This is a genomic window from Lutibacter flavus, from assembly GCF_900188355.1.
GTDB classification, from domain to species: Bacteria; Bacteroidota; Bacteroidia; order Flavobacteriales; family Flavobacteriaceae; genus Lutibacter; species Lutibacter flavus.
The window spans coordinates 39,653-52,778 of record NZ_FZNX01000002.1 but is presented as its reverse complement, the minus strand read 5'-3'; the positions used below and the strand labels follow the sequence as shown (position 1 = coordinate 52,778).

The 13,126-nt window shown below is 29.8% G+C and carries 13 protein-coding genes; 10 read left to right on the top strand and 3 right to left on the bottom strand.

Annotated features, from left to right (window positions below):
• The first annotated feature begins 25 nt into the window (after positions 1-25).
• The 9 genes from CHB63_RS06450 (at position 26) to CHB63_RS06410 (ending at position 10,004) form a co-directional block, all read left to right on the top strand.
• Positions 26-772 (top strand): UDP-2,3-diacylglucosamine diphosphatase, encoded by a 747-nt coding sequence (locus CHB63_RS06450; protein ID WP_176420283.1) that lies wholly within the window; start codon positions 26-28, stop codon positions 770-772.
• Positions 773-886: 114 nt separating this feature from the next.
• Entirely contained in the window at positions 887-1,894 is a 1,008-nt protein-coding gene (locus CHB63_RS06445) for an AAA family ATPase (protein WP_089377642.1), read from the top strand.
• Between the two features lie 48 nt (positions 1,895-1,942).
• Positions 1,943-2,815, top strand: a complete 873-nt coding sequence (locus tag CHB63_RS06440; RefSeq protein ID WP_089377641.1) for a DUF58 domain-containing protein — start codon at positions 1,943-1,945, stop codon at positions 2,813-2,815.
• A 15-nt stretch (positions 2,816-2,830) separates the two neighbouring features.
• Complete coding sequence (locus CHB63_RS06435; protein ID WP_089377640.1) at positions 2,831-4,420, top strand: hypothetical protein; 1,590 nt, start codon at positions 2,831-2,833, stop codon at positions 4,418-4,420.
• Between the two features lie 2 nt (positions 4,421-4,422).
• A complete protein-coding gene (locus CHB63_RS06430; RefSeq protein WP_089377639.1) occupies positions 4,423-5,427 on the top strand; it encodes a vWA domain-containing protein in 1,005 nt (334 codons plus the stop codon).
• Between the two features lie 111 nt (positions 5,428-5,538).
• Positions 5,539-6,588, top strand: a complete 1,050-nt coding sequence (locus tag CHB63_RS06425) for a VWA domain-containing protein (RefSeq protein ID WP_141107275.1) — start codon at positions 5,539-5,541, stop codon at positions 6,586-6,588.
• A complete protein-coding gene (locus CHB63_RS06420) occupies positions 6,578-7,387 on the top strand; it encodes a tetratricopeptide repeat protein (RefSeq protein WP_245856837.1) in 810 nt (269 codons plus the stop codon). The genes CHB63_RS06425 and CHB63_RS06420 overlap by 11 nt, the downstream gene beginning before the upstream one ends.
• A gap of 93 nt (positions 7,388-7,480) precedes the next feature.
• The gene (locus CHB63_RS06415) at positions 7,481-9,250 is read left to right on the top strand and encodes a BatD family protein (protein ID WP_089377637.1); all 1,770 of its coding nucleotides are present in this window, start codon (positions 7,481-7,483) and stop codon (positions 9,248-9,250) included.
• Position 9,251: 1 nt separating this feature from the next.
• A complete protein-coding gene (locus CHB63_RS06410) occupies positions 9,252-10,004 on the top strand; it encodes an SH3 domain-containing protein (protein WP_089378110.1) in 753 nt (250 codons plus the stop codon).
• A 155-nt stretch (positions 10,005-10,159) separates the two neighbouring features.
• On the opposite strand, the gene CHB63_RS06405 is transcribed toward CHB63_RS06410, so the two are convergent.
• Positions 10,160-11,281 carry a TlpA disulfide reductase family protein gene (locus tag CHB63_RS06405; protein WP_089377636.1) on the bottom strand — a complete coding sequence of 374 codons (1,122 nt, stop codon included), beginning with the start codon at positions 11,279-11,281 and terminating at the stop codon, positions 10,160-10,162.
• Positions 11,282-11,338: 57 nt separating this feature from the next.
• On the bottom strand, positions 11,339-11,854 hold the full coding sequence (locus tag CHB63_RS06400) for a CvpA family protein (RefSeq protein WP_089378109.1): 516 nt from the start codon (positions 11,852-11,854) through the stop codon (positions 11,339-11,341).
• A gap of 64 nt (positions 11,855-11,918) precedes the next feature.
• Between CHB63_RS06400 and CHB63_RS06395 the strand changes: the two genes are divergently transcribed.
• The gene (locus tag CHB63_RS06395; protein WP_089377635.1) at positions 11,919-12,272 is read left to right on the top strand and encodes a hypothetical protein; all 354 of its coding nucleotides are present in this window, start codon (positions 11,919-11,921) and stop codon (positions 12,270-12,272) included.
• On the opposite strand, the gene CHB63_RS06390 is transcribed toward CHB63_RS06395, so the two are convergent.
• Positions 12,269-13,063 carry an SDR family oxidoreductase gene (locus tag CHB63_RS06390; protein WP_089377634.1) on the bottom strand — a complete coding sequence of 265 codons (795 nt, stop codon included), beginning with the start codon at positions 13,061-13,063 and terminating at the stop codon, positions 12,269-12,271. The genes CHB63_RS06395 and CHB63_RS06390 overlap by 4 nt on opposite strands.
• Between the last annotated feature and the right edge of the window lie 63 nt (positions 13,064-13,126).

The following is a 13,126-nucleotide window of genomic DNA, read 5'->3' as shown; positions in this document are numbered from 1 at the left end:
ATTTCAGTTTTAATTCACATTAATTTTGACAACAAATAAAAATATTTATTTTGCTTCTGATCAACATTTTGGAGCTCCTACTGTTGAAAAAAGTAAAATTAGGGAACAGAAATTTGTTGCTTGGTTGGATGCTATAAAAAACGATGCTGAAGTAATTTTTCTGCTTGGTGATTTATTTGATTTTTGGTTTGAGTATAAAAAAGTTGTTCCAAAAGGCTTTGTAAGGGTTTTAGGGAAACTGGCCGAACTTAGGGATAGTGGAATTCAAATCCATTTTTTTGTTGGGAATCATGACCTTTGGATGCAAGATTATTTTGAAACAGAATTAAACATTCCAATTTATCACAATCCAAAAGAATTTACGTTTAATAATAAGACATTTTTAATTGGTCATGGAGATGGTTTAGGCCCTGGAGATAAGGGGTATAAGCGTATGAAAAAGGTATTTGCAAACCCATTTTCTAAGTGGCTTTATAGATGGTTGCACCCAGATATTGGAGTTAAATTAGCACAATATTTATCAGTAAAAAACAAATTGATTTCAGGAGATGAGGATGTTAAATTTCTTGGGGAAGAAAATGAATGGTTGGTGATTTATTGCAAGAGAAAATTAACTGAAAAACATTTTGATTACTTTATATTTGGGCATAGACACTTGCCTTTAGAAATTGAACTTTCAAAAAATTCAAAATATATTAATACTGGAGATTGGATAACTCATTTTACTTATGGTGTTTTTAATGGTGTTGAAACAGTGTTAAAATCTTATTAAACCTTATATTTCACTGTATTTTTAACCAATTTTTAACAACATTTAAAAAAATAATTCTGCTATTTGCATTGTGAAATAAAGCATGTTAAATTCACGCGGTTAAAAACTATAAAAATGATTGAAGAAAATAACGTTTCGGTAGATATTAGAGCTATCAATGAAAAGATTGAGAAAGAAAGTGCATTTGTAGATTTATTGATGATGGAGATGAACAAAGTAATTGTTGGTCAAAAGCACATGATTGAACGATTACTTATAGGTTTATTAGGAAATGGACATATTTTACTTGAAGGTGTTCCTGGTTTGGCAAAAACATTAGCAATTAATACATTGGCAAAAGCTGTCCATGGAGATTTTAGTAGAATTCAATTTACTCCAGATTTACTTCCAGCCGATGTTATTGGTACCATGATTTATAGTGTAAAAGACAATGATTTTACCATTAAAAAAGGACCAATTTTCGCAAACTTTGTATTGGCAGATGAGATTAATCGTGCACCGGCAAAAGTACAATCGGCTTTATTAGAAGCAATGCAGGAACGCCAAATAACAATTGGAGATACTACTTTTAAATTAGATGTGCCGTTTTTAGTAATGGCAACTCAAAATCCAATTGAGCAAGAAGGAACATATCCATTACCAGAAGCCCAAGTCGACCGTTTTATGCTTAAAACTGTTATTCACTACCCAAAATTAGACGAGGAACAATTAATTATGCGTCATAATTTACAAGGAACTTTTGGAACTGTAAATGCAGTTGCATCTTTAGAGCAAATTATTAGAGCAAGAGAAGCAGTGAAAGAAGTATATATGGATGAAAAAATTGAAAAATATATACTTGATATTATTTTTGCAACACGTTTTCCAGAAAAATACAGCTTACCAGATTTAAAAGGATTAATAAGTTTTGGAGCTTCACCACGTGGAAGTATCAACTTGGCAATGGCTGCAAAATGTTATGCTTTTATTAAACGAAGAGGTTATGTTATTCCAGAAGATGTTCGCGCTGTAGTGCACGATGTATTGCGTCACAGAATTGGAATTACCTATGAAGCTGAAGCAGAAAATGTCACTTCAGAAGATATCATCAATCAAATTGTGAATATAATAGAAGTACCTTAAAAGCCTTTAGCTAATAGCAATTAGCCAATAGCCAAAAGCTTAAAAAGAATGGATACCAAAGAAATACTTAAAAAAGTTCGTAAAATAGAGATTAAGACACGTCGTTTGTCTGATCATATATTTTCTGGCGAATATCATAGTTCGTTTAAAGGACGAGGTATGACTTTTTCTGAAGTAAGACAATACCAATATGGGGATGACGTAAGAGCAATTGATTGGAATGTTACCGCACGTTATAATGAACCTTATATAAAGGTTTTTGAAGAAGAACGTGAATTAACAATGATGTTAATGGTAGATATTAGTGGTTCAGAATTTTTTGGAACAACACAACAATTTAAAAGAGATACCATTACAGAGATAGCGGCAACATTAGCATTTTCAGCAATTCAAAATAATGATAAAGTTGGTTTATTATTGTTTTCTGATGAAATGGAATTGTTTATTCCTCCAAAAAAAGGGAAAAGTCATGTGCTTAGAATTATTAGAGAATTGATAGAATTTAAACCAAAAAGTACCAAAACAAGTATTAATGAGGCTTTAAAATTTTTATCAAGTGTAATGAAGAAAAAAGCTATTGTTTTTGTGCTTTCAGATTTTATGGATACGCATTATGAACACACTTTAAAAATAGTTGGAAGAAAACATGATGTAACCGGAATTAGAGTTTTTGACAAACATGATGTTTCAATTCCAAATTTAGGAATGGTACCAATGTTAGATGCTGAAACTGGTAAAACAATGTTGGTAAATACAGCTTCTAAAAGAGTAAGAACAGGATACGAAGCACATTATAAAGAATCTGTTGATTATTTTGAAAAATCATTTACACATAGTGGTGCAGGAACAATAAGTTCTCGCATTGATGAAAGTTATGTAAAAAAATTATTAGGTTATTTTAAACATAAAGGAGCAAGATAGAAAGTGAGATTTAAAATGAAAAAACAGTTAGTTTATATATTATTTTTTATTGGTTTAATAGGTTTTGCACAGGAAGGCAAAGTTTCTATTGCTACTGATACTACAAACATTAGAATTGGAGAGCAAATACAGTATAAAATTTCTGTAAAAGAAACTACCAATGTAATTTTTCCTGAGTTAAAATTAGACAGTTTAGGAAAAGTTGAGGTTGTGGAAGCATTACCAATTGATACATTAAAAAATATACTTGAAAAAAGATATCTACTAACCAGTTTTGATAGTGGTCAGTATATAATTCCACAGCAACAAGTACGTATTAATAATAAATTGTTTTTAACGGATTCTTTGTTAGTGAATGTTTCAACAGTTAAAGTTGATACTACTCAACAAAAAATGTTTGAAATAAAATCAATCCAAAGAGAGCCTAAAACTTTTGAGGATTATAAACATTTATGGTGGTGGGCAATTCCAATTTTAATTTTATTCGCAATTCTACTGTATTTTATTTTTAGAAAGAAAAAAGAAAAAGAAGTTGTAAAAGTTTATGTTGCACCAATACAGGAGGCAATGCAACGTCTAAAGGAATTAGATGAAAAACAGTTATTACAACAAAATAAAATTAAAATTTATTATTCTGAACTAACAGATATTGTAAGAACCTATATTGAAAAAGATATTAAAATTCCAGCGTTAGAATCTACTACTAATGAGTTAGTTGAAACAATTATAGATTTTAATGAATCAAGTAATTTAGGAATTTCAAAAGAAACAATTAAGCAATTAAAACATGTGTTGCAAAGTGCCGATTTGGTAAAATTCGCAAAATCTAAACCTATTATTGAAGAAATAAGAAGTGACAGAAATATTGTTGAAGAAATTTTGAAAAATACGCAAGATGCTGTTCATAAAAGAGAAGAAAAAATTGGTGAAAAAGTAATTGAAGAGGCTATTTTTATTGAGAAACCTGTAAAAAGGAATAATTATTTCAAGAAAAAATTAGTGATTATTTTAGCATTAATTGTTATTGGATTAAGCTTAATGGGCTATTTTGGATATCAATTTATTAAAAATAATGTTTTAGGAAAAACAACTACTGAAATGATGGAAGAGCAGTGGTACAAAGCCACTTACGGTTTTCCAGAAATTACCATAGAAACTCCTGAAATATTAACAGTACAATCAGTTCAACTTCCTGAAAATGGTGTATCAACAGTTGGTGATTTTTCTATTTATACTTATGGTAGTCCAATAAGTAATTTTTACATAGCCGTTTCAACTACTAATTTTATTACAGAACTAGATGGGATGGATTTGGATACAGGCCTTAATGGGGCTTTAAACGGAATGGAATCTCAAATGAATACACGATTTACAAATATTAAAAAAGAGAATATTAAAATTAACGGCGTAAAAGGTAAAAAAGCAAGTATTGAATATAAAAGAACAAACGAATCAACCCAACTAAAGGAAGATTATAAATTAACAATGTTATTTTTTGCTGATAAAAAGGGGATGAGACAAGTTTATGTTTCTTCTTTATGGAGTGATGATTCAGCTGAAAGTGTTGTTAATAGAATTATAAAATCAGTATCATTAAAACCATAAACATGTTTCAAAATTTTGAATTTTTACATCCACAGTTTTTATGGTTATTAGTTTTAATACCATTACTGGCTATTTGGCTTTATTTGGTGCGCAAAAAAGACAGTGCAACATTAACTATTGCCAGTACAAAAGGATTTGAAGTTAAACCTTCTATTTTAGCTAAATTAAAGCCTTTACTAAATATTTTGAGGTTGTTGGCACTAACGTTGTTAATTATTGCTTTAGCCAGACCAAGAAATGTTTCTGTAAGCAAACGTACCAAAACAAATAAAGGAATTGATATTGTAATGGCAATTGATGTTTCTGCAAGTATGTTGGCGCGTGATTTAAAACCAAACCGTTTAGAGGCTTTAAAAAAGGTAGCTACAGAGTTTGTAAATCAGCGTCCAAATGATAGAATAGGAATTGTTGTTTATGCAGGTGAAAGTTTTACCAGAACACCTATAACAAGTGATAAGCGTATAATTAGAAATACCATTTCCGAAATTAAATGGGGAGAATTGGATGGAGGGACGGCCATTGGTATGGGATTAGGTTCGGCAGTTAACAGATTAAAGGAAAGTAAAGCAAAAAGTAAGGTAATCATTTTATTGACAGATGGTGTAAATAACACAGGTTTTGTAGATCCTAAAACGGCAACGGAATTAGCTGTTGGGTTGGGAGTAAAGGTATACACTATTGGATTAGGTACAAATGGTACAGCATCATTTCCGTATGCAAAGGACCCAAAAACAGGGAAATTACTATTTAGAAGTTCACCAGTTGAAATTGATGAGGAATTACTTCAATATATCGCAAAAGAAACAGGAGGAACGTATTTTAGAGCAACAGACAACTCTAAATTGAAAGCTATTTATGATGAGATTAATAAGTTAGAAAAAACTGAAATAGAAGAATTTAAATATTATAATTATCAAGAGAAATTTAGATTATTGGTCCTATTAGCGGGGTTATTAATTTTAATTGAAATGTTGTTAAAGCACACAATATTTAAAAGTTTTATTTAAAAGAAAAGTGTCATTCCTACAAAGGCAGGAATGACAAAAGAATTGAGAAATAGAAGAATAGTTAAAACTAAAACAAATTAAATTTCCCCTTTGGGGAATTAAAAGGGGCTTATGTATCAAATAGAAGAACCAACATATTTTATTTACTTAGCAATTATTCCAGTAATATTTGTGCTGTTTTTGTTGGTGTTTTGGTGGAAAAAAAGAAAACAGAAACAATTTGCAGATACGGGGTTAATCGATAAATTAAGCCCAGAGAGATCTACTTTTAAATCGTTTTTAAAAATTTTGGCAATATGCTTAGGGCTCGCTTTTTTAATGATTTCTTTAACAAATCCAAAAATGGGTACCAAATTAGAAACTGTAAAACGAGAAGGTGTTGATATTGTATTTGCTTTAGATGTTTCTAAAAGTATGTTAGCGGAAGATATTGCTCCAAGTCGTTTGGAAAAAGCGAAACAGATAATAACAAGAGTTATTGAAAAATTGGGAAGTGATAGAGTTGGAATCATTATTTATGCTGGAAATTCATATCCTTTGCTTCCAATTACAACTGACCACGCAGCAGCTAAAATGTTTTTGCAAAACGCAAATCCAGATATGGTTTCAAGTCAGGGAACAGCAATAAATGAAGCTATTGAAAGAGCAATGACCTATTATGACAATGATGAGCAAACCAACAGATTTTTGTTTATTGTTTCAGATGGTGAAGATCACGAAGAAAATACAGTCTCACTAGCACAAGAAGCAACAAAAGAAGGAATAAAAATTTATACTGTTGGGGTTGGGTCAGAAAAAGGAGGTCCCATTCCAATTAGAAATAATGGAGCTGTTATTAGCTATAAAAAAGATAATAAAGGAGAAGTTGTTATCACCAAAATGGTAGAAAAGGTTTTAAGAGATATTGCAAATGAAGGGAATGGGAAATATATAAATGGAAATAGAACTCAGGAAACAATTGATATTATTGAAGATATATTATTAAAAGCTGAAAAAAGTGAATTTGAAACAAAGAAATTCTCTGATTATAAAGATCAATTTCAATGGTTTGTTGGTTTAGGCCTATTGTTTTTAATAATAGATGTATTATTGCTTGAAAAGAAAACAAAATGGATTCAAAAGTTAAATTTATTTAATCAAACTGAAAAGAATGAAAAATAGATTAGTCATATTATTTATGTGTTTTACAGGTCTAATTTTTTCTCAGGAAAAAAATCTGGAGCAATTAGAACGTGAAGCAAGAGAAGATGTTAGAGAAGGAAATAAATTGTATAATCAATTAAAATTTGAGGATGCTGAAGTTGCCTATAAGAAAGCATTGTCAAAAAATCCAAATTATCCAAAAGCATCGTATAATTTAGGGAATACAATTTATCAGCAAAACAGAAATAAAGAAGCGGTTTCTCAATTTGAATTGGTTGAAAAAACAGCTCCAACTAAGATGAGTAAAGCAGAAACTTATCATAATATGGGAAATGCTTTTATGAAAGAAAAGCAATATGATAAGGCGGTTGCGGCTTATAAAAACTCCATGAGAAATAATTCAAAAGACGATGAAACTCGTTATAATTTGGCAATGGCTCAGGAGTTATTAAAGGACCAACAAAATAAAGATAACAAAGACAATAAAGATAATAAGGACAACAAGGACGATAAGAAGGACGATAAAAATAAAGATCAAAAAGACAAAGAAGGAGGAGACGACGAAAAGAAAGAAGATAAAAACGACGAAAAAGATAAAGGAGAAGACAAGCAAGATGATAAAGGAGATCCAAAAAAGGATGACGATAAGAAAGATGAAGAGAAAAAACAGGATCAAAAACCTAGACCAAACCAATTGTCTCCTGAGCAAATGAAACAGTTGTTAGAGGCTATGAATAATGAGGAAAACAAAACTCAAAAGAAATTAAATGCTCAAGAAGCCAAAGGCAAAAAAGTTAAACAAGAAAAAGACTGGTAGTTAAAATGAAACGAGCATGCTAAAAAGCTTATCGCACAAGTAAATGAAAACAGCGAACCGCATGTGACCGTTTAAAACAGATAATATAGACACATGAAATTATTGAAGTTTTACATATTAACTCTTTTATTATTTACATCACAATTATTTTTTGCTCAAATTGAGTTTAAAACTTCTGTGAGTAAAAACAAATTAGGTGTAAACCAGCGTTTTAGAGTTGAGTTTACAGTTAATAAACAAGGCGCAGATAATTTTAAAGCACCTCCATTTTCTAATTTTAAAGTTGTTGGTGGTCCAAGTTCATCTGTAAATCAATCGTGGATAAATGGAAAAGCCAGTTATTCGCAATCATATATTTATATTTTAGAGCCTAAAACAGAAGGAGACTTAATTCTTGCGCCTGCATCAATTGAATATAATAAGCAAATTATTAAATCTAATTCAGTTAAAATAACTGTTACAAAGGCAGTTGAGATACCAAAAGACCCAAATAATCCCGAATATGTTGCGCAACAAAATATTCATTTAGTTGCTGAGGTTTCTAATTTAAACCCCTATGTTGGCGAAGGAATTTATGTTGTTTATAAATTGTATGTAAGTGAAAATATTAGTGTTAATGATTGGCGAGTGAGTGAATCACCTCAATACAATGGTTTTTGGAACCAAGACATTGAAGTAAAGGATATTAATGTTAAAAAAGGAAAGTACAACGGGGAAGATTATAGATATATTATTTTAAAAAGAGCTGTTTTAATTCCTCAAAGAAACGGTAACCTAAAGATAGAACCAATGAAAATGGATTTTTCTGTTGGAATTCCAACAGGGAAAGGTGACTTTTTTGGAAATATGATTACCAAGAATATCAATTATTCTGCACAATCAGCAATAAAAACAGTTAGAGTTAAATCTTTACCTGAACTGGGGAAACCAATTGACTTTACTGGAGCAGTTGGAGAGTTTGAGTTTAAAGTTGCAGCTAATAAAAATGTATTAAAAGCGAATGATGCCGCTCAAATTAAAGTTGAAGTTTCGGGTAGAGGGAACTTAAAATTATTTGAGATACCAAAAATTACAACTCCTGCAGAATTGGAAGTTTATACTCCAGAACATAAAGAGAAAGTTTCTACATCTTTAAATGGATTAAGAGGAAGTGTTTCTGATACTTATACTGTAGTTCCTCAATTTAAAGGGAAATATAAAATCCCGGAAGTAACATTTTCTTATTTTAACACCAAAGAAAAAAAATACAAAACAATAAAAGCTGATGCAATTATTGTTAATGTAACTGAAGGTAAAGAACTGCCGTCTTCTGTTTCAAGTACTGAGAATAACATAATTAAGCAAAATGTTGTAGCTAATGACAATAATTTTAGATTTATAGCTTTAAAATCTGAATTCGAACCAAAAATAAAATCTGAGTTTTTAAATTCTAACTTATTTTATCTATTGCTATTTTTACCGTTTTTGGCAATTCCAATTGGAATATTAATTGGTAAAAAACGAGCACAGCGTGCAGGTGACGTATTTGGAAACAAAATTAGAAAAGCAGATAGGCTTGCAAAGAAATATTTATCAGAAGCGAAAAAGCAATTAGGTAACCATGAAGCATTTTATGTTGCATTGGAAAAAGCACTTCATAACTTTTTAAAAGCAAAACTTCAAGTAGAAACTTCAGATATTTCAAAAGAGAGAATTTCAGAAATATTGCAAAATAAAAATGTTGATTTGGATACAATTAAACAGTTTGTAGATGTTTTAAACGATTGTGATTTTGCTCGTTATACACCAACTACAAATGTGATGATGGAGCAAGAATTTGAAAAGGCAAAAGAAGTAATTACTAATATTGATAAGCAATTATAAAATGAAAAAGTTAGTTAGCATTATAGTGTTGCTTTTAAGCTTGGTTGCTTACCCACAAGAAGCAAATAAGTTATTTGCAGAAGGTAATACGTTTTATAAAGAAGGAAATTATACTAGAGCCGTAGGGGTTTATTTAGCAATTGAAGAACAAGGGTTGGAGTCTGATGATTTGTATTTTAATATTGCAAATTGCTATTATAAAATGAATAAAGTTGCTCCGGCAATTTATTACTACGAAAAAACGTTAAAATTAAATCCAAATTACGCTGACGCTAAGTCTAATTTGGCTTTTGCAAAAAGAATGACAATTGATGTAATTGAAGAACTGCCAAAAACATTTTTTCAACGTTTTTCTGCATCTGTAATTCAAAAATTACCATTTGACACTTGGGCTATAATAGCAGTTATTGCTTCATTTTTAGCTTCACTATTATTCTTGATGTATCATTTTTCTTCTTCAACAAAAAGGAAGCTGTTCTTGTTTAATGCAACCATATTTTCTGTTTTTGTATTGGCAATAAGTGTGTTTTTTGCTTTTAATAATTTCAAAACAGTTCAAAAAAATAGAACAGCAATTATATTTGCTGCAAAAGCCGAAATTAAAAACGCGCCATCAACAAATAGTGATGAGGTTTTTGAGTTACACGAAGGGACAAAAGTTATTGTATTAGATGAACTTGATAATTGGAAAAAAATAAAAATAGCCGATGGTAAAATTGGTTGGGTTCATTCGGATGAATTAAAAGAGATTTAAGAATGTGAGTTCTGTAAAGTTTCTTTTTATGAATTTATTAGAATTTTTTAATTCTGTCATTCTGATCTATAGAGAAGAATCTCACGTTCCATTAAAGAAAAGATTCTTCAATTCGTTACATTCCTTTCAGAATGACAAGAACAGATGAATTTACATTAATTACTAAATAATTCTTCTATTTTAGCTTTTAAATGTTTTCCATGAATATTTGAAGCAATAATTTCACCCTCAGCATCAATTAAAAAGTTTGTTGGTAAAGCTGTAATTCCATATTCAATAGAAACAGGAGTTTTAAACCCTTCAACAGTTGAAACATTTGTCCAGATACGATTGTCCATTTCAAGCGCTTTTAACCAACGTTCTTTTTTAGAGTCTAAGGATATTCCATAAATTTCAAAACCTTTAGAATTATAGGCTTTATATAGCTCATTTAACAATGTGCTTTCTGTTCTACAAGGTGGACACCAACTTGCCCAAAAATCTATTAAAGTATAAGTTCCTTTTATTGAATCTAAACTTATAAGTTCACCTAATTGATTTGGCATTTTAATATTAGAAACAATAGTTCCAATACTTGTTTTTTGAAGTAATTGGATTTTGTTTTTTAATTTTTTTGTAATGTCTATTTCAGGATGTTCACCTTCAAATTCAGAAACTAGTTCTTTTAAAAAAGGTAAGTTTTTACTATTCCAACGAGTAGAAGTTGCATAAACAGCAATGGAAGTACCCATTTTTTCTTTTATAAATAGTGTTAATTCATCTAAGTGTTTTTCGTAATTTTCAACTTCAACTTCACGTAATTCAGCAATTTCATGTACTTTTATATTTTCCTTTTTCAGCTTTTTAATGGTATCTCTCACGGATTTCACCAATCGGTTTAAAGATTCTTTTCTAAAAGATTCATAATCATTTAACAATTGTGTGTCTGAAGATCCAGTAATTTTTAATTCATCTAAATTATCACCTTTTAAAACAATATGTTGCCCTTTGTTAATAGCTAGTGGAATCGTTTTTTTATTATCAAATGACAAAGTATAGATATCAGGTTCCAAAAAATAAACAGCATTAAATTTACCTCTTTTATTAACTTTTAAAGAATCAATTAGTACTGTTTTATTGTTTTGTAGATCTTCAACATGAGAAAGTAAAATATAATCGTTAGTTAAATTAGGAACATTTCCAGAAATAATAAATGAGTTTTCTTTTTTTGGAGTACAGCCACTAAAAAGTAAAGTAAAAGAAAAAAAACTAAAAGCTAAGAAAAACGTATATCGCATATTAAAAAATTGGTATCTTCTTTTTTGACGTTAATTATTGTTTTTACTAACAGTATTTTATTCAGAAATTTTTAATTCAGCCTCATTTTCAACAATAGTTAAAAAGTTTGGAAATAAAGTAGGCGCTAAGTTTTTTACGGGTTCATATAAAACAGATTCATCTTTTTGCTCATCAGAAATGAAAGGAATTGTATTATTTAATTTTGTAAATAATAGTAAAACTATACTTAAAATAAGTCCAATTTTTAAGGCTCCAAAACCGCCTCCAAGTAATTTATTAATTAAACCCAGAGAGGCAAAATCTGCAATTTTGGTAAAGAGTTTTCCTAATAAGCCAATTACTAAAACAATAATTGCAAAAGTTATTGCAAATGATACTATTGTAATATACCTTTCTTCCCAGGAAACACGGTTAGCCAAGAAAGTTCCTACAAAATAAGAAAAGTGAATTGCACCATAAACTCCGGCAATTAAAGCAACTAAAGAAGCAACTTCAACAAATAACCCTTTAGTTAATCCTCTTATAAATCCAAAAATTAATAATGCGGCAATTATAATGTCAAAAGTATTCATATTAATGTTTTTGTAAATATACATGAATGGATTTGTATATTTGCAACCTAACTAGAAATTTCAGATGTCAAGAGATCAAAAATTAAAGGAAGATTACGAGCAAATACTTGCAATTTTGGCAACAAAATTTGGCGAAGGAGAACAACTTAATTTAGATGCAATTATTTATTTAATTGGTGTTCAGGAATTAGGGAAAGGTGCTGTGGAATTTAAAAAAGACGATAAAGTTAACTTAATGCATATAGCAATTTGCAGATTGTTAGAGCCTTTTGGGTATTATGAGTTTGATTTTTTTGATGATGATGGTTGGCCACATTATAACATGTTAGAAGAGCTTCCACCTTTAAAATCCGGAGAACAAACTGTACTTATGAAGGAAGCCATTGTGTTGTATTTTAAAGTACAGGAACTAATTTAAGTAACAGCCAATTTTCGAATCATTTTTGAAAGTAATGTTGGAAAAAATCGTTTAACGTAAACCGCTAATTTTTCTTTAAAACCACCAATATAAACTTCTTGTTTTTCATTTTTTACAGCTTTTAAAAGTAGTTTTGAAAAATGTTCACTTGTTAAACCGTTTTTAGTAGCAGCATCCATTTTGTTTTGAGGAGAACCATCTCCTGTTAATGCATTTAAAGAAACATTTGTTTGTACAAAACCTGGGCAAGCAAGCGTAACTTTTATGTTATTTGAAAAAACTTCAGCTCTCAAACTGTCAAAAAATCCATGTAATGCATGTTTAGATGCTGAATAACTAGAGCGTAAAGGAGTTCCTATTTTTCCTACAATACTTGTGATAACTACAAAATGCCCATTATTTTTTTCTATAAAATGAGGTAATATAGCTTTAGTAAGAGCAACGGTTCCTAAATAGTTAATATCCATAATGCGTTTATCAACAGCAATAGCCGTATCTTTTACTAAAGATCGTTGACTAATTCCAGCATTGTTAAATAAAATATCGATAGTTCCAAATAGTGTAATTGCCTCGGTAACTTTAGGTTGTAAATTATTGTAATCTTCTAAATCGAGTGTTAATATTTTTACGTTCTCAGGAGTGTTGCATTCAGCTTGTACCTTTCTTAATTTATCTTTATTTCTAGAAGAAAGTATAAGTTTAACGTTTTGTTTTGAGAGCTCAATGGCTATAGATTTTCCAATTCCAGATGATGCGCCAGTTATCCAAATTACTTTATTTGTAAATTCCATTTAATATACTTTTATGCAAAATAATAAAAATACTTACATTTGGTCTGATTATTGAATAATTCA